We start from the raw sequence: 23,932 nt of genomic DNA on the forward strand, positions 1-23,932 counted from the left end.
TATCAATCCCTCCCTGTGCAGCACTCATAGGCTTTGATTCGCCGGACCTCAGCCGTTCCTGTCAAAATAGCTGATATCGTTGTTCCGAGAATGACAGCCGGGATTCCCACAAGCAGGCAGTCCCAGCGGATGATAAAACGGAAGCCGTCCGCGCCAAAGGATTTCAGCACAATCCCGCAAAGGCCCTCCCCAAGTAAAGTACCAAGAAACAGTCCAGACAGAACGCCCGCAGCGGCAGAGAGAAAGCCTTTCATAAAGTAGGCGCGGGTAATATCGCCGCCGGTAAACCCCAGAGCCTTTTGCAAAGAGACCGCGTCACGGCTCTGCTCCACAATCAGCCGCATAAACAGCGCAATCACCACAAATGCCACAAACGCAGCAATCAGCATGGCTCCTATTGAAGCCAGCTTGAGCTGGGCCAGTGTCGGCCCATAGGTATCCTGCACATATTCCTCAATATCTGTCACCTCGGCCCCGGTCTGCCTGTAGATTTCCATCCATTGATGGCTGGCTGCCGAATCTTTGAGCGATACATACGCAACGCTCCAAATCACGGAACTACTGCTCACTATGCTGCCTGCCTTCGCTGTTTTCCCGCCGTTTGTAATGTCAGAATAAATCCCACAGACAGTGTAGGGTATTTCCTCGCCGTTTATTTCCAGCCGCAGCGTATCGCCGATGGACAGCCCCAGTTCCTTTGCGTTTAAAACAGACAGCGCGATTTCATCGTCCATAACCGGCATTGTCCCGGCTGAATACTGCACAGGAAATATGGAATGGTCGCCCATCTCCACAGTCAGATTGCAGGCCGTGCCATCCACTAAAGCCGCTGGGACAGACTGAGTCTGAAGCACGGCGTATCTTTCTACCTGCGTGTCCCTTTCCAGGACTTCGGCAATCTGGGCCGCTGCCGAGCTGATGTCCACACCCTGGCGGATATCCATACGGATATCTGCTTTCCCAATGCCCATATAGGTGATAAATGTGGGAGAAGATAGAGTTGAATACAGATTTTGCGGTAGCAGCATCAAAAAAGTGCATGCGGCAGACACAAAGCCAATCAGCCGATATTGCCTCCTGCTCTGCTTCTGCTCCTGAGCTGGGAACAGAGCATCCAAAACAGACAGCTTATCTGTCTGTTTTAAGCTTCGCCATACAAAGAGCAGAATCACAGCCTCCACTACGGCGGCGGTACAGATGGCAGCCGCCTGCCCACTGTTATCCGCGGCGCCGTACAGCTCACGTATCCGCTGTTCCAGCGGCCCTTGCAGAGCAGTTGAAGCTCCAAAACCTAAGAGGCCGCCACAGACGGAAAATAAAATATACTTTGAAAAATAGAGCCGCTTGACCTCGCCCTTTCCAATTCCCAGGGCTTTCAGCATCCCTACCTCCCGCCTATCCCGCTCCATACGAATGGACAGAATAAAGCGGATACATAGCAGGGAAACAAGCAGTACCACCACAGCCGTTAGGAAGATTACCAAAATCGTTGTCCCGTCTGACAGAGCATTCATCATGCGAATCAACGGCTTTGTTATGGCAGGACCGTTTGCCGGAAGTCCATGCTGTGTGTATGCTGTGCTGAGATTGTTGACATCCGCGCCGTCCTTCAGGAGAAATTCAATAAGATATTCTTCCTCGCCGCTGGTTTTAAGCCGCTCATAGTCCCATTCGCTCACAAGGAACCGCTTAGAGGAAGCCATCATGGAGTTCATCTGCGCATCCCGCAAAAATCCGGCTATGGTAAGTTTCTCACCGCCGATTTGCATGGTGTCACCAATGCTCAGATTATAGCGTGTACGGTAACAGGCAGGGACATATACCTGCCCGGGCAGCACCTCAAGGCGTTTGCTGTCCATGTCCAGCAGAAAGTCAAATCCCACGTTCTGGACACATAGGCCGTTGTCCTGCGTGCTGTCCAACAGGCTGTGGCTGCCCAGTGTGACCCCGCTGTTATCCAGGTTTAGTATGCGGCAGAGCTGCCATTGGCCTATCTCCTGATGCTCCTCAACAAACTGGTCAATCTGTCCTTCGTTTATTTCACCGGTGTGCATTTGCACAAGGTCTGGAACCTGCGCCTGTTCCATCAGTCCGTTGACCGACCCAAGCAGGCTGAAACACAACAGTGCCGTCAGCGAAAGCATCATAGCGGAAACTGCCATAAAGAAAACTGTGGCGGCAGACAGCAGCTTGTTTTGCCGAACATCGTTCCAAATCAGTTTGTTTAGCATGATGCCTCCTGTTCCAGCGCCTCAACGCTTTTTAGCAGATAAAGACCTACCATCATCCAAAAATCGGGAGGATGGCCCCCTGCAGGCTGTCTCGCTCCATTCCCAGCAGCCGCTCCAGGTTGTAGATGAACGCGGTAATCTTTCTCTCCCTCTCCTCAACGCTATGTATCGCCAGATTATCGAATATTGTGCTGGAATACAAAAACGTCATCTCCGCTACCTCTGTCGGGTAATCTGTCTGGCAAATTCCTTGAGCAATGCCCTCCCCAATCAGGGCAGTAATGATTGGATTTACCCCAGCCAGCAGCCGTTCCTGCATTTTCTGGTGCATGAGAGCGTTTTGTGGCTTATGTACCTGCTCCATTATTTCATACCCGAGACCGTTGTCCACATGCAGCGCCAGCATCATCTGTGTCATGCGCCGTAATACTGGCTCATCCTTCTTTCCGGCAATTTCTGTGGCCTTTGCCACCAAGCTGCCAGTCATACGCTCGATTATAGCGTCCAGAATGTCCTCTTTGGATTTGAAGTGGTAGTAGAGCGTTCCCCTGGCAATGCCGGCCTCATTGAGAATATCTGTTGTACTAGTACCGTCAAAGCCCTTTGTTTCAAAAAGCAGCTCCGCTGCATCTAGTATCTCGCTCTTACGCACATTTGCCTCTTTAACTACCCGCATATCGTGCTTCCTCCCTTTATTATACCGACAGTCTGTCAGTATTAATATTATATCACCCCCACCATAGTTTGTCAATATAAAACCCGGAACTGCATGAAGTGCCGGGCTATACAGTGTTTTGGTACTTTTGTGTTTTTAATTTTGAGAAAACTAAAATGTCACCAGTAAGAGTATAAAAGTCTGATATAGTCTGTCCTTAAAATGGTATTGTGCTCGCTATATCAGTTTTAAAAGTTTTCCCATATACTTGTACTATTTGGGCAGATATGCTATACTAAACCTAATATATTCGCCCTGAAAGGAGGGTTTGGGATGAATCTTATCCCAAAAATCAACGGAAAAATTTCTCTGACTGGAGGTACCTGCAGCTATAGCAGCAAAACCCCTGTAACTGTAGTGAACGGTACAGATATCCCGCAAGAGGGCTATATGCTGACTGTGAGGCCGGAGGAAATCGAAATAAAGGCCGGAGATGGAGCTGGGGCCTTTTATGCCAGACAGACCATTGAGCAGCTTGCCCGCGAGGGAGATATCCCCTGCGGCTGTTATGAAGACTCGCCGAAATTCCCGTTCCGCAGCTTTATGCTGGACGTAAGCCGGCATTTCTTTGGCGTTGACGAAATCAAAAAGCTTCTTGACCAAATGGCCAAGCTTAAGTTCAATACTTTCCACTGGCACCTTAGCGATGACCATTCGCATTGAGAGCCTGAAGTTCCCTGAACTCAACCGCATCGGTTCCTGGCGCGACGAGGGAGGCCAGAAAGTCGGGGGATATTATACCCAGGAGGAAATACGGCAGGTAGTTGCCTATGCGTCGGAGCGGTTTATCAATATTGTACCTGAAATAGACCTGCCCGGGCATACCGGAGACATTGTCGCCACTATGCCGGAATTGAGCTGCTCAGGCGAGCCTCATATGGTAGGGTTTGGCACCGGGCTGAACCCCCGGATACTCTGCGCCGGAAATGAAAAGGTGTATGACTTTCTGTACGAACTGCTGGATGAAGTCTTCCAGTTGTTCCCCGGGCCCTACTTCCATATCGGCGGTGATGAAGCGCCTAAGTCCGAGTGGGAAAAATGCCCCCGCTGCCAGAAGAAGATTAAGGACGCAAACCTTAAAGACGAAGAAGATTTGCAGGCATGGTTTACCGGCAGGCTTATAGAATTTTTAGAGAGCCGGGGCAAAACGGTAATTGGCTGGAACGAAATACTGGCGTCTGGTACAGTCAGCCCCAAGGCCATTGCACAGTATTGGATAGAGAGTGGCAGTGAGTACTCTGATAAGGAGGCCGATAAAGGCCGCAAATTTGTATTTTCTAACATGAGCGCGTTTTACCTGGACTACCCCTGCGCGCTGATAGGAATGCGCTCTATCTATAATTATAACCCCTATATCATAGACGGAAAGCCTATCCCTAAAGAGCAGGTGTTGGGCCTGGAAGCCCCCTTATGGACGGAACGTGTGATAGAAAACAGCCACGTGGAGCGGCTTGTTTTTCCACGGCTTCTGGCCCTGGCAGAAAATAACTGGACTGTTGAGAAAGATTTTACGGACTTTATGTCTCGTGCCGGGAGCTACACTGAATATCTTCTGGAGCAGGGCATTACAGCTACCCCAATCACAGAGTGCGACTACCACGGAATGGAGGGGGCCCGCATGGCCGGCACACAAATTGTGGAAGTTGTCACAGGGTTTACCCAGGCACAAAAAGACAAAGAACTCCGTGGCAAGGCCTTGCGCCAATTAGGCTGCATACTGCTGGACAGCTTCTTAAAGCGCTCGGGTTATAGCCAGGATGAGCAGGCCTTAGCTCATGAAAGTATGGAGACGGCAATTCAGGATATGGGATTCTAGGCCCTCCCGAATTTTTGGTCTTTCTCGGTCTCTTATTCTTTAGTCACGCGATTTACTACAGGTTTCGGCTAAAAATCCCCCCGGCGGAGCCGGGGGGATTTTTATGAGGGTATAGCCCTATGTTACTAGCCACGTGTCACATCACGTTGGTATGGTCTGACACCTGCGTATGCCCTTATCTGCAAGCCCATACACAGGTTTCTGACAATACTTTTTCTCTCCTATTTCTCGCTGCCGCCTCTATGCCTATGGTGCTTGCATTGCTGCCCGCAGGACTGCCTCCCGGCTGAGTGCCCGTGCCCAGCACCGCTTCCAGCGTGGCAGGTCACATTTCCCTCTTTGCCAACGCAGCCCTCTACTCTCTTCAGCATTTGGTTGCAGCGCTGCTCGTCGTCGCACTCCACGTATATCTCCATATCCTTCCCCTGCTCAAAATACTCCTGCATTCGAGGGTCGGCGAGGAGCGTATCTATTGCCTCGGAATACTCGGAGAACATCAAATTAGTTTCCTCGATTATTCGCTTTCCGTCCTTATTTATGGCCTCAACGCCAACGACTATATCAAATCGGTTTATTTTCAGCCTCAAAGCGGGGTTTATCTCTATGCCTATAGCCGATACCGGAATGAAAAACAGCCCGCTCCCAAGGCCCAGAAACAGCACTAAACATGCTGCCGCCCATATAAGCGGATTTGCCCTCCTGTGCCGTTTGGCGGGAGCATATATCATCTCAATGGTCCTCTCCTTCAGCGCGGCCTCAGCATGGACTCCGGCAAAAGCACTCTGAATCCTATTACGCATCCTCGTCACCTCCCAGCTTCTCCCGCAGCAGCTTCTTTGAGCGTGTCAGAAGTGAATATACCGTGTTTACATTTTTTTTCGTGAGCTGACCTATCTCTGAGGCGGTGTATCCCTCAAAGTAATGTAAGTATACCACGTCCCTATACTTTTCAGGCAGTTCCAAAACCGCCCCCAGCACTTCTTTCGTATCGGACTCCTCGGCGGGCAGGTCTATAAGCTCCTCCAGCGGGACTGTCCGGCTTCGGAAAAAGCTCCGCAGCAGGTCCCTGCAGGCGTTTATTGTCACGCGGATGAACCACGCCTTTTCGTGCTCTTCATTTTCAAACACAGCAGAGCTGAGGACGTATTTCACAAACACTGTCTGAAACACGTCCTCAGAGTCGGCCTGGTTCTTAACATGTATCAGGCATAGCCTGCGCACCATATCCGCGTACCGGTCCATTGCCCGGGCCGTCTCCTGCTCGCTGCGCATATGTCAAATATCAGCCGTGGTGCCTGCCGTGTCCGCGTCCACCTCCGGAGTGATGTCCGCCGCGATATCCGCTGCCGCTGCCTGCACCGTTACCGGCACCATTTCCGGCTCCTGTACCATTTCCATTCCCGGCGCCATTACCAGGGCAATACTCTGGGTCATAATTATCACAGACGCCATCGTTGTCCGAGTCAACATAACCACCGCCATTGCCGGGGCAGTACTCCGGGTCGTAGTTGTCGCATACACCGTCGTTGTCGGCGTCAACATAGCCGCCGTTCTGTGCATAGTTGCCGCAGGCGCCGTTGCCGGGGCAGTGCTCATGACCATAGTTATCGCAGATACCGTCGTTATCGGTATCCACACAATAGTGGTCGTCCCAGCAGTAGTGCCCGCCTCCCCACCTACCAATACAGGTGGGCTTCAGGTGCCCAGTCTGCAGACCGCCGCACACAGTATCAAGGGCGGCCCTGTGGTGATGCGCCGACGCACTGACAGTCATAAGGCTTAGCGCCAGCGCCGCGGTAGCAATTCCTGCTAAAAGTTTTTTCATTTTATTGTCCCTCCTAAATTTGCTCTGCCGTTTACAGGCTTCAACTATAATACGTTTGACCCAGGCATTTCCATGCGCCCTAAAAAAATATTTTTCTAGAAATTTCTACACGCCCATCACAGCGCAGGTCAGCACCATATAAACTATATAAATACTCAGCAGCAGCACTCCCTGTACTCTTGTGAATTTCTGGGTAAACATGGTTGGTATCAGCGCCACCCCTCCTACCAGCAGGCAGGCGGGCAGGTCCAGCACAGCAGAGGCCGAGGCGATTGGCAGGGCCTGGCCTGAGACCAGCGCACTGATAGGGAGAATCAGCGTCAGGTCAATGATATTCGCCCCCAAAATATTGCCCACCGACAGCGACGACTCCTTCTTAACTATTGCCGTTATGGTGGTGATAAGCTCAGGCAGCGATGTACCCACAGCTATCACTGTAACGCCGATAATCCTCTCGGATATCCCAATGAAGCGTGCCAGCTCGCTTCCGTTGTCCACCAGCAGGTCTGCGCCCCAGACAATACCGATGGTGCCCACCGCAAACTTTATGATATTTACAATTATCTCCCTGCGCCCGGGCCTTGGCCGCTCTATCTCCCTGGTGCTGTCCGTGCGTGTAGTCATGGAACTCTTGGCCTGCAGGATGTTGTCACCCATAAATATAGCGAAAATTACTATCATTACTATAGCTATGGCAATCCCCATCTGCCCCAGGAACCCGGACAGTACCACCAGCATAGCCGCTGCCAGCATGAGTACAGACTTTCTGAGATAGTCCTTACGTTTTGCCTTGCCGGGCATACAGAGTACAGATATCGCCATGATAAGCCCGATATTTGCCGTGACGCTGCCAACAGCGTTTCCGATAGCCATGTCCACCTTGCCCTGGGCCGCAGCCATTACGGAGACAAGCATCTCCGGAAGCGTCGTTGCAAGGCTGACAATAGTCGCCCCGATTATAAGCTTCGGGATACCGCTAACCTCCGCTATCCAGGAGGCCGCGTCAACAAAGTAGTCGCCGCCCTTGACAATGAAAACGATACCTACCAAAAACAGAAAGATTACCAGTGCCAGTTCCATTTCTTTTCCCTCTCATCCGTTTAATTTCAAACGAAAAGGCCCACGTACAGCCCAAAAGCCATACGTGAGCCCAAGAAGACAAATTTGCACATGTATAGCCCTCAGCCATACATGAGTCTCGTTATTTAAGACAAGCCAGGCAGACTGCCGGGTATGTTGACTTGCCACGCGAAGCGCGCTTACTACTCCCTCATGGGTATTTCGATTGTAGGTGTATTATACCAGGCCATGCATATATTGTCAAGTACAATTTTCCCAACATATCGACAGTCCTCAGGCTTGTTTTATGTGGGCTCCTATGCTATAATTGGCAAAGAGCTGGAATTTATGCCGTTTTGGCAGAAAGGAGACCGATTATGGACAGAAAACCTGTAAAAATTGCCATGATAGGCGTTGGGGCCATTAGTGGGATATATTTGCAGAACATCACCCACACCTTCCGGGAGCTTGAGCTTGTGGGGGTCTGCGACCTGATACCCGAGCGCGCTGAGAAGGGCGCGGCCTATGTGAAGGGCGAAATTGAAAATGACCCGCAGCTTCGTGAAAGGAATGTCAGCGTGCCGAAGATTTATAAGGACATGTATGAGGCCTTCAATGACCCTGAGGTGGAGGTGGTGCTAAACTTAACCCGTCCTTATGAGCACTTCGAGGTGACAAAGCAGGCTCTCTTACACGGCAAGCATGTGTACAGCGAAAAGCCGCTGGGAGTTGACATGGACGAGGCTAATGAGCTGATAGCTCTTGCAGAGGAGAAAAACCTTCGGCTTGGGGGCGCTCCTGACACGTTTATGGGCGCCGGAATCCAGACGGCCCGCAGGCTTATAGACGACGGATACATAGGCGACGTGGTCGGGGCCAGCTGTGCCATGGTCTGCCACGGACACGAAACCTGGCACCCAGACCCGGAGTTCTACTATAAGCGGGGCGCAGGGCCTATGCTGGACATGGGCCCGTACTATATCACCGCCCTTGTGCAGCTGCTGGGTGAGGCCAAGGGGCTGATGGGCATGGCAAAGCGCTCCTTTACTCAGCGTCTCATAACCTCAGAACCCCATAGGGGTGAGATTGTTGATGTGGACGTAGACACATGGCTTTCCGGCAATATCGAGTTTACAAGCGGCGCCATCGCCCAGGTCTTCACCACCTTTGACGTACACTACACCGCCCAGTCCCGGTTTGAGGTGTACGGCACAAGGGGCAGCATGATGGTCCCCGACCCAAATACCTTTGGCGGACCCGTACTGCTCCTGCGCCCCGAGGATTTTGCGGCAGCCCCGAAAACTGACCCCGGACTCAGCCGCCATGGCGTGCCGGACTTCTATGCCGGCTGGAGAGAGATGCCTCTGATGTACGACTACCCGGTGAACAGCCGCGCTCTCGGCCTTGCCGACATGTGCAAGGCTCTGCGCACCGGCCGGGACCATAGGGCCAACTACCAGCAGCAGCGCCATGTGCTGGAGATAATGACCGCCTTCTCAAAGTCCGGAGAACAAAAGGCCTATGTGCCCATCACCACCGGCTATGAGCGCACCGCACCCATGGTAAACGACCCGCTGAAAATCATGCACGGCATTTTAGATGACTAATTAGGAGGATACTATAATGAAAGCAGCATATACCGGCTGGACCTGGATACACGGCGACCAGGAGACCGCAAAAAGACAGCTTGAGCAGAGCTTCAAGGAGTGCAAATTCTTAGGATACGATACCGTTGAGAACTTCGCATTTATCCGCGACTACTATAAAGAGGACCCCAGCGAGCTTAAAAAGCTGGCTGACAGCTGTGGTGTAGAGCTTGTAAACCTCTACGGCCACTTTGACTTTGACATAGAGGCCTCCCTCCAGCGGGCTATGGAGCAGGTGGACTTCCTCTCGGAGATTGGCGGCAAGTGGTATAACTGCCAGCACAGCGGCTTCGGTGAGGAGCCCTTCGAGCGGCCCACCAGCCCCGAGATGATAGACAAAATATGCGAGATAGTAAACCGCCTGGGCGAGTATGCCAAGGGCAAGGGTGTTACCGTCTGCTTCCACCCCCACTACGGCACCTGTGTGTTCTCCCAGAGCGACATCGACTATTTTGCCGCCCATACTAATCCTGAGTATGTTTTCTTCTGCTTTGACACTGCCCATACCACCCTGGCAGGCATGGACCCGGCTGAGCTTATAAGGCAGTATGGCAGCCGTATTGCCTATATGCACCTGAAGGATGTTGACACCTACGCTCTCAAAAAAGCCGAGGGCCGGGCAAAGATGGCCTCCTTCCGTGCACTGGGCCACGGTACAGTGGACTTCCCGGCAGTTAAGGCGGCTCTTGAGGAAGTCGGCTATGACGGCGTGCTCTGCGTAGAGCTGGACCAGCCCGAGGTGTGCAACTTCCACTCTGCTGAGGTGTCGCGCATATACCTTAGGGATGTGTTGGGAATTTAAGCATAAAATATATAAAAATATTTTTAGGCGTGTGTTTTGGAAACGCAAACGGCTCAACGGTGCGAAAAACTGGTTGTTGTGTGTCCGTTAATGTTTTTCCTCATACCATATAAAACCGCATTCCAATGGCTCTACTCCTTCCGCTCCTGCCACAAAATTGGAGTTGTCCAAGTATAAAGCCCGCCGGAATTTCTATGGATTCCGGCGGGCTTTTCTTTTGCGTTGGGCATTGAGGTCACATTGGGGAACACCTTAAATTGGGGAAACATTAACATATCCGCGACCATTACGATATACTTGTTCCAGACCACCCCTACCTGAAAATTGTGAACCTGGGAGTCGTGCTTACTATACAAAACACAGGGCATACTGCAACTTGCAACTGCGGGTTGACAAAAAGCACTTTAATGTTGGTGGCAAATCGTGCTGGTATTTTGTATAATACTCATTAAAGGAGGTGCGGCGATGAAACTGTCAGAAAAAATTATAGAACTTAGAAAAGCAAATGGCATGACTCAAGAAGAGCTTGCGTCAATATGTAATGTCAGCAGACAGTCCATATCAAAATGGGAAGCTGACATTGCATTGCCGGAGACGGAAAAGCTGTTGATACTTGGAGAAACCTTCAAGGTGTCTATGGACATCCTGTTAAAGGACGAGCTGACATTAAATGAGGTCAAAGATATTTATACCTGCGGAAATAATGCAGTTCAGGAAAAGAAGCAAGAGCTGTATGAAGGGATACTGATTAAAGAAAGCGTAGTAGAGGACAGTATTATTGACTGTCTCAATATCCACAAAATTGAACTGTGGAATACCGGGGGGAAACCTAAATATTGGACCGCATTGTTTTTTACAAGTGACAAGAGGAATTTCCCGGAACTAATCTCAAAAGTCATGCTGTCTGACACTGCTGCAAAGCAGAATTGGTTTGTTGATTTTAAGGCAGGCAATAGGAAATACATTGTATTTAGAGACAGGATATTGAAATATCAGATTGGGAATCGGAATGAAAAGGAATATGTATGCAATGAGTGCAGAAGGCTAGGCGTTTCTGATAAGCAGATGAACTGGCCAGAATAGGAGGAAACATGAGAGTATTATTAACATCAGCGGGTTTGGAAACCGAAGAAATCAAAGAGTGCTTTGTGGATATGGCAGGTAAGGATATGTCCTTAGTAAAGGCCCTGTTTATCCCTACAGCGGCAATAGACGCAGACGCAATAGAAGTTTTGCCAAAGTGTATGAACGACCTGCTAAAATGCGGTATCTTAAATGAAAATATCCGCGTATATGATTTACATGCTGGAATGGAATTTGAGCAGCTACAGGAATACGACGTTGTATATTTGTGCGGCGGAAATACGCGGTATTTGCTTGAAAGAATCAACGATACAAGGTTTAACAAGTCATTGATGGAGTATATCAATAACAATGGACTGGTAATAGGGGTAAGTGCCGGAAGCCTCATTTTTTCCAATAATTTGAGGGATAATTTGGGTTTGATAGATACAAAATTGGACGTACATTGTATGACAGGGGAAAAAGAAGGGAAATTGGCATACCCACTAAAAAGCAATGTAAAGCTCACAAATACATGCGCCCTTGTCATACGGAATTTTCCTGACGACATGGAAATAATTGGAGAGTAGAAAACAGATAGCATGTTTCAGGGATTTAATTAATTTATTTATCTCCCCGGATTTTGATAGGCACATATAAATCCATCTGGTCATATCCCAGCGCCTTCTTAATTTCCTCTGTGGGGTTGAGCATATGCCCCATGGCCCGATGACCCGGCCTCTCATCCAGCTCAAAGCCGCTGTCCTCTATCCACTTCAAAATCCCCCCGTAGACCCGATTGCCCATATCATCGTCCCCATCCACCGACATGGCGGCTGCATACAGCCCTCCTTCAAATTCAATCAGCTCATAGGGAGCTACATCCTCCTCTGTAACGCCGTCCTCCACCGCCCAAATCCAGGTGGCCTTGTCCTCCTCAAACCAGAGAAAATCCGGGGCACCGTACAGCATCTTTCTGATCAAATGATTGTGGGCCTCCTGCCATTCCTGGAAGGGCCCCATCACGTTTTCAATGGTATCAGCGCCCGAGGAAAACGCCTTGAAGGGGTTGATTTGGACAATCCGCACCTCCGGGGCCTTTTTGAGCTTGTTTGAGATATCAAACAGCTGGTTCACTTTAGAGGCGTTCCCCTTGTAGGGGATGTTCTCAATGCGGGTCTCTACCGTGGCGGCTCTTTCGTAGAGCAGTTTCACATCCGTATCGCTGCTGAAATCCATTTCCCTGATTTGCTCGATAAACTCCAGGATAATGTCCCGCAAATCCCGGAGCAGGGCCACTTCCTCGTTAATATCCTCTACCTTTCTCCCCAGGACCTCCAGGACAGTCTCTGAGCCGGTGGCCTGGAAAATCAGTTGGATGTCCTTAATGCCGATGTTAAGCTTGCGTAGTATCAGTATCTGCTCCAGGCGTTTGAGCGCCTGCCGGTCGTACAGCCTATATGCGTAATCCGCAACCCTTGCACTCTCAATCAATCCCATGTCCTCATAGTACCGCAGTGTGCGGGCGGGAATGTTATACCGCTCTGTAACCTCTCGAATTTTAATTAAATCTGTCATGTGCAAGCACCCTTTCCTTAAGTTTTAAGGGTATTATATACGCTTCCCCAACGGCAGAGTCAAGGGGCTTTTGCTTAAAATTCTTTTTCCCTTTATGTAATTGCAGAGGCGATTTCTTTTAGAGCGTCCATCTCCAGTTCTTTGCTTCTTCGCAGTACCACAATTAGCATTTTCCTTTTTTCTCTGGATTCCTCCGCCGTCTCAGGAGCGCTCTCCGACAAACTGTACAGGCATTTTTCGCACATGCTTATCATCTCCTCATACTTGGAAATTGCTACTGTAGCGTGTCCGTTCTCCCATTTGCTTACAGCCTGTGGGCTTATGCTTAACCTAACGGCAAGCTCCTCCTGGGTCAGGCCCATCTTCTTCCTTTGAACCACAATTTCCCTGCCTGCTTTTACGCTGTCAAACATCTCCATTCTCCTTGTCTGATTGCTGTGATAGGGTTTTACCCTTCCAGGATAGTATGTAGGGTTTACGGATTATTAACAATATGCCGGGAGTTGAGTATCCCCATGAAAAATCAACCTGTGGTTTACAAGGGGTAGGATTTTTGGGGAGGTTAAAGTGTCAACGTCTCTGTTCAGAAGCCAAATGACTCCGTTAAGTTCATGGCGTATTCCAACTCGTCCTCGTCCACCACGCCAGTGTGATGGAATCCCATTTTCTCATAAAATGAAATGGCTGACCGATTCTCCCTGTGGCAGGTGAGGACCACCCTGTCAGATGGGCCGAAGGGCTTGGTGCGGATGTATGAAAGGACCTCTCTCAATGCCGCCTTGCCGTATCCCCGCCCCTGCTGAGCGGCGTCAATCATCATGTGCCAGATGTCGTATTCCGGCATGTCGTAGTCGTAAATTACCATGACGTAGCCCACCATTTCCTCCCCGGCATATATGCCGAAGGGGACGCATTGGTGGTAGTACACATATGCCTGGGCCAAGCTTCGTATGGGATGAGAGACAAATCGCTCTTGCCCTTCCCCCAGATGCAGCCTAAAGGCATCCAAGAAATTTTCCGCATCGATTCTTTTTAGTGAGATTTTCATTTGCAATACCCTTCCTGTGGGTTAGCTCCACTGTGAATTCTGGCAATCCAATTTATTAGAACTGCGTTATATCAATAATTATATCACGGGTAGGCGAAAGCGGCAAGAAGGATTTGCGCTCCCGTTTCCTGCGTTTGTCCGCGAACACGCTGCACTATTCCAATGGCAGTGTTCACGCTATAGTCTGCACTCTTACTGATAAAGGCAGCATTAACATAAGTAATCTCATCGTACCTAGTATTTCAGCAACGGCTGAACTGCGTTCTCATAAATCTCCGCCTAATCTTGTTCCTCACTTCTTCGGGCGTTTACCCGCCTGATACTCCCGGGGGCTGCATCCCACATACTTTTTAAAAAGTTTACTGAAATACCGCGGGTTATGTCCAAAGCCAATCTCCTCAGCTACGGTATAAATCTTGTTATTCTTCTGCGGATCCAACAGCTCTTTCGCCCGCTTTATCCGGCAGCGGTTTAGATAGGTTAGGAAATTTTCTCCGGTATGGGCGGCAAAAACTTTGCCTACATAGTCCTCGTTACGGAAGACCACTTTATTGGCAATCCATTTTAGATTCAAGCGGCTATCGCTAAGATTGGCATTTACATATTCTATAATTTCATCTACAAAATGCGGGTTACTCTGGGTGGCGGCATTTTCCGGATTTTCTGCCGCCGTTCCCATCTCATACCTCTTAATATAATTTTCCTGTGCGCTGCGCAGGACCTCGCCCAGTTCCTTTTCACCGCATGGCTTTAGAAGATAATATCGGATACCAAAGCTCATGGCCCTTTTGGCAAATTCAAACTCGCTGAACCCGGAAAGAATGATAAACTCTGCTTCAACCCCCATATCCTTTGCGCGCCGGACCATTTCAATACCGTCGATTACTGGCATTTTCACGTCAGTAATCACAATATCCGGGGGCGATGTCTCCATGAACTGCAGAGCTTCCAGAGCATTCTGACATGTCCCCGCCAACTCAACGCCATAATTTTCCCACCGAATAGTGCTTGCCATCGCTTCCAGCACGTCCTTTTCGTCGTCTACCAGCAGTAATTTCAGCATGAGCCCCTTCCTTTCCCTGTTCCGTTATTCCGATACTCTATCTCTGCCTATGGGCGAGAGGCCGTTTCTTGCCGCCGCTTTTAGGAAGCAGAAGCTCAACCCGTGTTCCATGTCCGGTGTTATATATTTTCATCGTATATTGTTCCCCCAGCAGCAGCGCCAGTCGGCGGCGGATATTGTTAAGGCCGATTCCCCCGCCAGGCTCTTCAAGCTTCTGCAGCACCTCGCTGTCAATCCCGGGACCGTTATCCTCCACAAAAAGTTGCAGGCATTTGTCGTGCTCGGCAGCCCCCATGTGAATCACACATGGCTCAAGCATATTCTCTAAAGCGTGCTTTATTGAATTTTCCACCAGATTCTGAAGCGCCATCGGCGGGATTGGAACACCATGCCATTTGGGGGGAATGCAGATTTCAACGCTCAGCCTGTCGCCGTATCTATATTCCTGGATAGAAATATACCGCCGGACAATCTCCAGCTCCTCTGAAAGAGGGACCAGCGCCTCTGTTTTATGCAGGGTATACCGCAAAATCTTTCCCAATGCCTCGGTAATCTGAGAGATTTCCTCCTGTTTCCCCATTTTAGCCTTCCAGCTAATAGTCTGCAGAATATTGAACAGAAAATGCGGGTCAATCTGATTTTGCAGGGATTTGAGCTGGGCTTCCTGAATGGCAATTTTTGTCAGGTAGTTTTCCTCAACCAGCCTGCGCACATCGCGGACCATCTTGTCAAAGGAGCTGTTAAGATAGCCCAGCTCATCTCTGCGGCTGTCGCTGCGGTACCGGTCCAATTCTTCATATCGTCCCGCCTGGAAAAGCTGCATTTTCATAACCAGCAGGTCAAACTGCTGCACAATTTGAGAAACCAGCTTAGAGCAGAACAATGTGTTTACCAGCATAATCAAAACTGCAACAGTCAGCGTCAAGGTGTTCATCAGCCGCAGTGAGCTCGCCACAGTATCAAATGGAAGATACATGGCGTATTTCAGACCGAACGATGAGTGGGTTGCGTAGTTGACAAAATAATCTTTTTCATCTATGCGGAGAATCCTGTACTCATTTTCTGTGGGCTGATACTCGTACTCCTGTACAGCGTCAGGGGAGCTGCTGAAAATCCTCTCCCCTTTCTGGGAAAAAATGACAATCTGCGGCTGGTAATTTAAGTTTTCCCGGCTTTTCAGAGCGTCTGCCACTATCTTTTCCAAGTCTACCTGGAGCACAAGCACGCCTATCGGGCGCAGGCTCATCCCCCGCATATTCGTAATATTTCTGACGTAAAACAGCTCGCCGCCGGTCTGGTGTAATATGGGCTTCCCATAGCTTTCCAAGACTACCGCCGAAAGCTCGTCAATTATCCCCTGCTCCAGCTTATAGGCGTCTCCGATGCCAAAGCTCTTTCCGTCAACACAGACGGCGGCTAAAAGTACATATGGCAGCTGTCCGTAATGGTTTAAAAGCAGGTCGTTTAGGGCACGGTATGCCTTGCTGAAGGGGAACACCGGCTCCCTAGCATTAAAATCCAGCATGGAATCCCCGAGCATTTCCTGCACTGCGTCTCCTGTGACTACATAAGAACTGGTCTTGTCTATTGCAGAAAATTCACTTTCGATAGAGTCAATGCTCATATTCAGAAACTGGGATGTGTTTCGATAAAGTTCCTTTTCATACTGGTGAAATACGTACATGGAGGTGGAGAGTACAGTCAATACAGAAACAAGCAGGAGCGAACAGAAAACAATCATGAACTTTGGCTTTAATCTGATATTTGCCGTAAACCGCCGGATTCTATTCATCTGTAACACCTCCGGAAAGGTGCATATTGTGCGCAGGCCTGCTCCGCATTTTACAGGTCCGTAATACGGAATATCATGCCGGCATTTTGGAACTCGCAGTAATGCTCCGGCCCATTCAAAAACTGCGACTCCGGGATTTCCCCAGACAACAGCCTGCCACAGAGAAGTGCCATATCATTTACCACATCCTCAGAAATTGGGAGATAATATGTTGAACTGCCGCTGAGATAATCCTCCTGACGGTCCAGGTCACAGCCGTTTTCCTGAATAAAGTGCCCGCCATACCATGCGTAATTTTGCAGAGACGGCAGGTATTTCTGGAAGCGAAGCAGCTCGTCCCGGTAATGGGAAATCATTTGCCGCCACTGGTCCCTGCCGCAAATCATCAGGGCGATATAGCCAGAGCCGATGGCGTCACCTGTAAAAACGCACTCATGGGCCCGGTCAATAAACACCACGGAATTTGGCGTATGCCCGCCCAGCTCTACGGCTTCAATAATAACCCCTCCCCCAAGATTGATTTTTGTGCCGTTACTTAATGGGCATAACTGCTCAAGTTTGGGAGCCGGAGACAGCTTTCTGGCGAAAACCTTTGCCATCTCCGTCCTGTTTTCATCCATTGCTTCAATATCATGCTGATGAAGCCATGTTTTTGAAAAACCTGCCGCGTTTGCCATATGGTCTTCATGGGGATGTGTAACCGCCACTTCCACAGGCAGCGGCGTCAGGCTCCTCACCAGCGCAGGCAGGTCTCCCTCTCCCATCCCGGTATCAATAAGCAGCGCCTTTTCCGTACCGTATACCAGATAGGCTGAAGATGTAAAATAGTCGTCTATCCGGAAAACTCCGGGGCGCAGGTAAGTTACTTCAAACATTTTTCTCCGGTTCTGTTCAAACATCCAGGTGGACACCTCATAAGAACTGGAGAAGGCTGTGTCCCAGATACTTTTCTCCACCGGGACCTCCGTATACCGCACATACTGTGAACCGCAGGAGCGCAATGCCGCCGCAGCATACTTAGGAGAGGCCGGCAGCCACCGGTCTCCGGGCTGTGTGCTGCCAAAGGCCCATACCGGAGTAAATTTCATGCTGCGGGCCGCGTGAGGGTCTCCCCGCCCGCCAAGAGCTACAACAGCGGCAAATCGTCTGGGAAACCTTGCCCCAATGGTCCAGGCGGCGGAGCTGCCGATTAAATATATGCGGCAGCCGTCAATTACTTCAGGCTGTTCGGCCTCCAGCTCAAACAGAAGGCTTCTAAGGGCTTTTGCCGGCTCCCAGGCATTCAAATCCGCCCCGCCTTCCACCAGCAGCACTGAGCAGGGAAATTTCTGCTGAAATTCTTCTGACAGGAATACCTGTGGCTTTACCTTTGGCTCTCCAGCGTTTTCTGAGAGAAGTACCAAAAGCGGCTTGGGAGCCCCGGTTTCCTGCTTCCAGCACCGGCAGTGGATTTCACCTCTGATATAATTCATTTCATTCATCTTATACTTTCCTCCGTTTTTTATGTTATTCTATCACTCTTTCACCGCTCCCACAACAATACCGGTCACAAAGTATTTCTGTAGGAACGGATAGATTATCAGAATCGGCACCATTGATACGACCACCTTTGCCGAGTTAAATGTCAGGCTGGACATAGCAAGCTTTTCCTTTATCTCTTCCGGGGACATGGTCGCCATCTGTGTCGGGTCTAGTGTCGCGGACAGCGACTGGATATAGGTCTGCAGCGGAAGTTTGGAGAGCGAGTTAATATAGAGCTTGCCGTCGAAGAAGCTGTTCCAATGGGTCACAACGGCAAACAGGGCGATGGTCGCTAAAGAGGCCTTAGACAGCGGCACAAAGATATGCCAGAGAATATACCAGGGGCTGGCCCCGTCCACAAAAGCGGCCTCTTCCAGAGCAGCAGGAATATTCTTGAAGAAATTCATCAGCAGAATCACATTGAATACAGGCACAGCGGTAGGCAGTACCAGGGCCCAAATCGTATCCATCAGCTGCAGCTGCCGTATCACCATGAATGTAGGAACTAGCCCGCCATTGAACATCATGGTAAACACCACAAACCACATATAAAATTTCTTGCTGCGAAACATCCGTGGGCTCTTAGAAAGCGGATACGCCATCAAAATTGAAAGGACCATATTGATTGACCCTCCCAGAATGACCCTAGCCACGGAAATCATAAAGGACTGTCCAAACTGGCGCTCCTCCATCATTGCTTTATAGGATGAAAGCGTAAAGTTTACCGGCCAAAAGCTGACACGCCCCAGCGCCGCGCTGGTACGGTCGCTAAAGGAGATTGCTACTGTATTCAGGATAGGCACCAGGCATATCAATCCGCAGAATAGCAGGACCGCTGCAATCATTATGTCTGACAGGGTAAGTTTTCTCTTCTTTTTAGGTACGCTAGTTGGTTTCATATATACTCTCCTCACTAAAAGATTCGGTATCCGCAGAATTTGTCCGCCAGCTTATAGGCCATGGCAAGCAGCCCGAAGCTGATTGCCGACTTGAACAGGCCCACGGCTGTGGCAAAGCTGTATTGGATATTGACCAAGCCCTCCCGGTAAACATAGGTGTCGATAATGTCGCCGGTACGGTATACAAGAGGCGAGTACATATTAAATACCTGGTCGAAGCCGGCATTGAGCACATTGCCGATACTCAGAGTGCCCATCAGGATGATAGTTGGCAGAATGGCCGGCAGGGTGATATGAAGGATTTTCTTCCAGCGTCCTGCGCCGTCAATATCCGCGGCTTCATATAGAGTTGGGTCAATACCGGTCATAGCAGCTACGTAAATCACGGCGTTATAGCCGAACTCCTTCCACACATCAGTACCGATAATAATGGGGCGAAACCATGTGTTGCTAATCATAAACATTGTGGGCTCTCCGCCAAATGCCATGATTAACTGGTTGATAATACCGGTATAGGAGAAAATATTGCTAAACATCACCGCCAAAATAACCCAGGAGAGAAAATGCGGCAGGTAAACGGCAGTCTGTATAAAGCGCTTATACCGGACGTTTTGACACTCGTTTAGCAAAACCGCAAATACAACTGCCAGTAAAGTCCCAAGTATGATTTTTGACAGGGCGATTATCAGCGTATTCTGCAAAATCTGCCAGAAGTCAGGCAGCCGGAACAAGCGCTGAAACTGGGCAAGCCCCACAAATTTCGAGCCGAAAATACCCTTTGCCGGGATAAAGTTCTGGAAGGCCATTACAATTCCAAACATGGGGATAATTGAGAATGTTATAAGGAATATCATGCCCGGAAGCAGCATTGCGTGGTAATATCTGGCGTTCTTCTTATTATACAATAAAATCGACCTCCTTAAAGTGTACCGAAACGGCAAGGGTACGCCCGAATAACCGGGCGTACCCTTCTCCGCACGGCAGAACCGCAGGGACCATTCTAGCTGCGGGTCGTCCGATTAGCCTTGGTCAACGATTGCCTGAACTTCTTCCGTCAGGGTGTCGCCGCCCAGGGACTTCCATTGGTTGACAAATTCATCGAAATATTCCACCGGCTTATCGCCTACGATGATTTGCAGATACATCTCGTCTTCCAGCTTGTCCAGCGCCGCCTTTAAGGTAGTTGAAGACTCTGTCTCATAGTAGTAAGCCGGATAAACCGGGTTCCCTTCCTCGGTGACGTTGCCGCCTACATACCGGGTCCAGTATGCCCAGAAGCCCATCTCGTCCTTGTCTCCGTCGGCGAATTTCCTGGACGCTGTGCACTGGCTGCGGTCGTAGTCCGTCATGCCGGGATACTCGGTGTATGAGCCGTTCTCTACGTTGTCCTTCACGCATATGCTCAGCTTTGGCACCACGTCAAAATAGTCAAAGGTCAAAGCCCCCAGCACATTCAGGCTGCGGCCGCCCGCGTCATCCACCGCGCCGCTGTTACGCAGTTCAAGGCTCTTTTCGGCATATTTGCAGGCAATTTCATCGTTAGGGTCATGTGTGCCCCGGACTATTTCATTGTTAGCCGCAAGAGCAATTACTGCAGCCTCAGGGTGCTCACAGTCCTTACTGACAACACACACGGTCTCAGTGGGAGAGCCGGTCATGTAGTTGAACTCACCCTTGCTGTTCACCGGCCCAGGAATTGCCACATACTCAATGTCCGGCGTATTGGCCAAAGCGTCGTTTGCGATTGCCCACCAGGCCCCGAATTTGGCGCCTGCTGTGCCTGAGGTCCACAGGGCCTCTGTCTCGCCGGAGCCAATGCGGGTTGGGAACTGCTTGTCAATCAGGCCCCGCTGATACCAGTCGGCAAGAAGCGCCAGGGCGTCTTTCATTCTGGGGTCGGTAGAACCGTAATATACCTTTCCGTTCTCGTCCTTCATCCAATGAGTTGGGTACACATCGAAGGCATTGAATACGGATTCCAGACCGTAATTGTTGGCGTAGCCCAGCACGGGCTTTGTCGCCTGCACCACCAGGCCCACTGTATCATCCTCACCGTTTCCATCGGGGTCCTGCGTGACAAAAGCCTCGAGAACACCGGCAATTTCGTCCAGTGTCTTGGGTACTTCAAGGTTTAGCGCATCCAGCCAGTCCTTGCGCATCCAGAGCAGATTCTGAGCATAGCCCAGATTACTTCCGGGAATTGCCAGCTGCTTGCCCTCAACGGTTACAGCTTCGATATTGCGGTTTTCAAAGCTCTCGTCTACCAGTTCCAGTGTGGCGCCTCGATACTTGGGGTAAATCTCAGTTAGGTCGGCTAGGAGGTCATTTTCAGCCATCTGGCGGAAGGTGAGATACTTATCAACATACATCAAATCGCAAAGCTCGCCGGAGGCTATGTTTATGGAAAGCTTGTTATTGTACTCGGAAGCCTCGGCGCTCCATGCCAGCTTCATCTCAATATTATAGCGCTCCTTCAGAAAATCGTTGATGTAGTTTTCCTCCGGAGACTGATCCGCCGGGAACTTGGCACCGGGATACATTACCTTGCTGTACGTGATAGTTACAGGCTCCCTGTACCTCCCATTTTCATCAAACGGACCGTCGTCTGCGGAAGTCTCTGACGGCTCTGAATCCTGCTGAGTGGAGGAGATTTTGTCGCCTCCAGCAGAAACGTCAGAGGAGGGCTTGTCTCCGTTACCGCAAGCTGCACTGGAAAGCATCAGCGCAGCAGCCAAGAGCAATGCGGCTAATTTTCTGCTTTTGTTCATTACACATCACCTTTCTTTCGTTGTCTCGCTGGATTTTTTAGCTCCAACCGCTTTAGTTTAGTATACTATGCTGTCAAAAATAATGAAATAAATAAACCCGACATGGTTTGTGCACAAAACCGACATGGTGAGTTTCCTGTTTCGCCTGCGGCTCAGCTGCCTAATGGCTAGAACCAAAAAGAGAAGGGTGCCTCCCGGCTCCCTTCTCTTTTTGTGTAATTTACAGTACAGCAGGCTCAGGCAGTGTTGTCACACAGCCCGGCTTAATCTCTGTGGCAGAATCGGACCCAATAGCTCCGACCCATACAGAGACGCAGGTCGGGTTATACACAAGGCACCCATCCACAGAGAAAATCAACTGCCGGTAGGCTGAGACATAGCTTTCAATCTCGCCATTGGTTGCATACCAGATGTTTTCGTGGCCTGACATCTTTTCCAAAAAGCGCTCGATATAATCCCAATTATCGTTTTGGTCGAATTCATAGCAGTGCCCCCATACATAGAACAGCTTCAGCATTGGGAACAAGGAAGTGTCTTTCAGAAAATTCTCTGTAAGCTCCGGAAGCCTTTCATCATCGTGATGGCATGTGGGGTCCCAAATCAGGAAATCTTCCGGGATATCAAAAGCATGGGTAGCTTTTATGGTCCGGGCGTAGGTGATACCGCAGCTCTTCAAGGCGTTCACCACCGTGTTATCGTAGGCGCCAAAGGCGTATGCAAAACCGGTGATTGGATACCCCGCCAATGCTTCCAGCTCTTTCCGGCAGTTTAAAATCTCGTTAAGGCACCGGGCTGAATCTGTATTGCAGACGGTGGTATGGTACAGTCCGTGAGAGGCTATCTCATGACCGGCGTATATGTTTTTGACCTCTTTGGGAGGCACCTTATTATGGGTCGCGGGCCTCTTCCCCATGTTAATCATTCCGGGCTGTCCCAGCAGTCCTGAATTGAGATTAAACGTCCCCTTTATCCCATATTTATTGAGCAGTTCAATGAATCGGATATCCTGGGTCACGCCGTCGTCATAGCTTAGAGTAAAAGCCTTTCGCTTCCCGCCGGGCCACAACAGTCTGTCGTGCATTTGAAGACTCATAAAAATCATCCCTCCGCTTTTGTGAGATTACAGAGCCTGCACTAAGGTTTATCTTTTGACAAGGTGCAGGGCAAACCCGCCAATCTCTTCTTTTAAGTAAATGAGCGTTGTATGGCCCTCGCAATCCACCTTGCAGGAGGTTTCATCGAAAGCCATGCCCCGCTTTTCCAGCTGATATACAGCTCTGTCAACATTCCTTGTGCCGATTGCGATATGTCCATGCACTCCTAAGTACGGGCCCTTTATACACTCTACCAACGAGCCTGCAAAAACAGCCGTTTCATTCGGCAGGTACGGCACATCAAATAAACGGCTGAAAAGGCTGGCAATCTGCTCGGCTTCCGCTGTGTCCCTACAGTTTATACCCACGTGGACAACTTTAAAATCCAGCATGGCGCGTACCGCCTCTTTACAGATAGCTGTAATCCCGCTCCAGTCTTCGTTTCGGATTAGCTCCTGTTTTATCATCCACGAACCGCCGCAAGCAAGGACTCTGCCGCAGGAGAGATACTCATTCATATTCGCTGTATTTATCCCGCCGGTAGGCAGCCACTTTAGGCTATTGTAGGGGCCTGCCAGAGCTTTCAGCTTGGCTGCCCCTCCGCTCTGCTCGGCAGGGAAAAATTTTACCACGTTCAGCCCCAGGCCCATGGCCTGCTCCATTTCGCCCGGCGTTGATGTCCCGGGAATGACAAGGGCACCTTTGGAAATGGCATAGCGGATAACATCAGAGTTAAAACCGGGAGTGACTATAAATTTGCCGCCTGCTCCCAGAGCCTTATCAACCTGTTGGCAGGTAATGACTGTCCCCGCGCCTACCAAAACCTCCGGGCACTCCTGAGAGATTCTGCTAATGGACTCCTCTGCCGCGGCTGTACGGAAAGTGACTTCTGCAACATGGAGGCCTCCGGCAGCCAAAGCTCTTGCCAGAGGTACTGCCTTTTTCGCGTCATCAATCTCAATGACTGGGACGATACCAATTTTTGAGATTTGCTCCAACCGTTTATCCATTTT

General features: G+C 50.1%; 21 protein-coding genes and 1 pseudogene. 5 read left to right on the plus strand and 17 right to left on the minus strand.

Going from position 1 to position 23,932, the window contains the following annotated elements; genetic code table 11:
• Nucleotides 1–2: 2 nt before the first annotated feature.
• Both D5270_RS09255 and D5270_RS09260 read right to left on the minus strand, forming a co-directional pair.
• A complete protein-coding gene (locus D5270_RS09255) occupies nt 3–2,231 on the minus strand; it encodes an ABC transporter permease (RefSeq protein ID WP_166543836.1) in 2,229 nt (742 codons plus the stop codon).
• A 52-nt stretch (nt 2,232–2,283) separates the two neighbouring features.
• On the minus strand, nt 2,284–2,907 hold the full coding sequence (locus D5270_RS09260) for a TetR/AcrR family transcriptional regulator (protein ID WP_166543837.1): 624 nt from the start codon (nt 2,905–2,907) through the stop codon (nt 2,284–2,286).
• A 312-nt stretch (nt 2,908–3,219) separates the two neighbouring features.
• Here D5270_RS09260 and D5270_RS09270 point away from each other — a divergent pair.
• Nucleotides 3,220–4,762 (plus strand): annotated as a pseudogene (locus D5270_RS09270) (beta-N-acetylhexosaminidase).
• A gap of 221 nt (nt 4,763–4,983) precedes the next feature.
• On the opposite strand, the gene D5270_RS09275 reads toward D5270_RS09270, so the two are convergent.
• From D5270_RS09275 to D5270_RS09290, 4 genes are all read right to left on the minus strand, one after another.
• Nucleotides 4,984–5,562 carry an anti-sigma-I factor RsgI family protein gene (locus D5270_RS09275; RefSeq protein WP_166543840.1) on the minus strand — a complete coding sequence of 193 codons (579 nt, stop codon included), beginning with the start codon at nt 5,560–5,562 and terminating at the stop codon, nt 4,984–4,986.
• The gene (locus tag D5270_RS09280) at nt 5,555–6,034 is read right to left on the minus strand and encodes an RNA polymerase sigma factor (RefSeq protein WP_166543841.1); all 480 of its coding nucleotides are present in this window, start codon (nt 6,032–6,034) and stop codon (nt 5,555–5,557) included. Before D5270_RS09280 ends, D5270_RS09275 begins: the two co-directional genes overlap by 8 nt.
• A 10-nt stretch (nt 6,035–6,044) precedes the next feature.
• Entirely contained in the window at nt 6,045–6,587 is a 543-nt protein-coding gene (locus D5270_RS09285; protein WP_166543842.1) for a hypothetical protein, read from the minus strand.
• Between the two features lie 105 nt (nt 6,588–6,692).
• On the minus strand, nt 6,693–7,667 hold the full coding sequence (locus D5270_RS09290) for a calcium/sodium antiporter (protein ID WP_166543843.1): 975 nt from the start codon (nt 7,665–7,667) through the stop codon (nt 6,693–6,695).
• Between the two features lie 356 nt (nt 7,668–8,023).
• Between D5270_RS09290 and D5270_RS09295 the strand changes: the two genes are divergently transcribed.
• The 4 genes from D5270_RS09295 (at nt 8,024) to D5270_RS09310 (ending at nt 11,746) form a co-directional block, all read left to right on the plus strand.
• Nucleotides 8,024–9,253, plus strand: a complete 1,230-nt coding sequence (locus D5270_RS09295; protein WP_166543844.1) for a Gfo/Idh/MocA family protein — start codon at nt 8,024–8,026, stop codon at nt 9,251–9,253.
• A gap of 16 nt (nt 9,254–9,269) precedes the next feature.
• Complete coding sequence (locus D5270_RS09300) at nt 9,270–10,094, plus strand: sugar phosphate isomerase/epimerase family protein (protein ID WP_166543845.1); 825 nt, start codon at nt 9,270–9,272, stop codon at nt 10,092–10,094.
• A 465-nt stretch (nt 10,095–10,559) separates the two neighbouring features.
• Nucleotides 10,560–11,177, plus strand: coding sequence for a helix-turn-helix domain-containing protein (locus D5270_RS09305; protein WP_166543846.1), 618 nt, complete (start codon nt 10,560–10,562; stop codon nt 11,175–11,177).
• An 8-nt stretch (nt 11,178–11,185) separates the two neighbouring features.
• Nucleotides 11,186–11,746: a Type 1 glutamine amidotransferase-like domain-containing protein gene (locus D5270_RS09310; RefSeq protein WP_166543847.1), complete on the plus strand. Its 561-nt coding sequence runs from the start codon at nt 11,186–11,188 to the stop codon at nt 11,744–11,746.
• A 34-nt stretch (nt 11,747–11,780) separates the two neighbouring features.
• Here D5270_RS09310 and D5270_RS09315 read toward each other — a convergent pair whose 3' ends face one another.
• From D5270_RS09315 to eda, 11 genes are all read right to left on the minus strand, one after another.
• A complete protein-coding gene (locus tag D5270_RS09315; RefSeq protein WP_166543848.1) occupies nt 11,781–12,734 on the minus strand; it encodes a MerR family transcriptional regulator in 954 nt (317 codons plus the stop codon).
• A gap of 92 nt (nt 12,735–12,826) precedes the next feature.
• A complete protein-coding gene (locus D5270_RS09320; protein ID WP_166543849.1) occupies nt 12,827–13,147 on the minus strand; it encodes a helix-turn-helix transcriptional regulator in 321 nt (106 codons plus the stop codon).
• 170 nt (nt 13,148–13,317) lie between these two features.
• Complete coding sequence (locus tag D5270_RS09325) at nt 13,318–13,677, minus strand: GNAT family N-acetyltransferase (protein ID WP_243150308.1); 360 nt, start codon at nt 13,675–13,677, stop codon at nt 13,318–13,320.
• 397 nt (nt 13,678–14,074) lie between these two features.
• Nucleotides 14,075–14,845: a response regulator transcription factor gene (locus tag D5270_RS09330; protein WP_166543851.1), complete on the minus strand. Its 771-nt coding sequence runs from the start codon at nt 14,843–14,845 to the stop codon at nt 14,075–14,077.
• A gap of 37 nt (nt 14,846–14,882) precedes the next feature.
• Complete coding sequence (locus D5270_RS09335; RefSeq protein WP_166543852.1) at nt 14,883–16,469, minus strand: sensor histidine kinase; 1,587 nt, start codon at nt 16,467–16,469, stop codon at nt 14,883–14,885.
• Nucleotides 16,470–16,687: 218 nt separating this feature from the next.
• Nucleotides 16,688–18,109, minus strand: coding sequence for an MBL fold metallo-hydrolase (locus D5270_RS09340; RefSeq protein ID WP_166543853.1), 1,422 nt, complete (start codon nt 18,107–18,109; stop codon nt 16,688–16,690).
• Nucleotides 18,110–18,151: 42 nt separating this feature from the next.
• Nucleotides 18,152–19,057 carry a carbohydrate ABC transporter permease gene (locus tag D5270_RS09345; protein ID WP_166543854.1) on the minus strand — a complete coding sequence of 302 codons (906 nt, stop codon included), beginning with the start codon at nt 19,055–19,057 and terminating at the stop codon, nt 18,152–18,154.
• A gap of 14 nt (nt 19,058–19,071) precedes the next feature.
• Nucleotides 19,072–19,926: an ABC transporter permease gene (locus tag D5270_RS09350; RefSeq protein ID WP_166544038.1), complete on the minus strand. Its 855-nt coding sequence runs from the start codon at nt 19,924–19,926 to the stop codon at nt 19,072–19,074.
• Nucleotides 19,927–20,076: 150 nt separating this feature from the next.
• Nucleotides 20,077–21,825: an extracellular solute-binding protein gene (locus D5270_RS09355; protein WP_166543855.1), complete on the minus strand. Its 1,749-nt coding sequence runs from the start codon at nt 21,823–21,825 to the stop codon at nt 20,077–20,079.
• A 220-nt stretch (nt 21,826–22,045) separates the two neighbouring features.
• Nucleotides 22,046–22,906, minus strand: coding sequence for a polysaccharide deacetylase family protein (locus D5270_RS09360; RefSeq protein ID WP_166543856.1), 861 nt, complete (start codon nt 22,904–22,906; stop codon nt 22,046–22,048).
• 60 nt (nt 22,907–22,966) lie between these two features.
• A complete protein-coding gene (eda, locus tag D5270_RS09365; RefSeq protein ID WP_166543857.1) occupies nt 22,967–23,929 on the minus strand; it encodes a bifunctional 4-hydroxy-2-oxoglutarate aldolase/2-dehydro-3-deoxy-phosphogluconate aldolase in 963 nt (320 codons plus the stop codon).
• Between the last annotated feature and the right edge of the window lie 3 nt (nt 23,930–23,932).

The organism is Acutalibacter sp. 1XD8-36 (genome assembly GCF_009917525.1).
Taxonomy (GTDB): Bacteria; Bacillota; Clostridia; order Oscillospirales; family Acutalibacteraceae; genus Acutalibacter.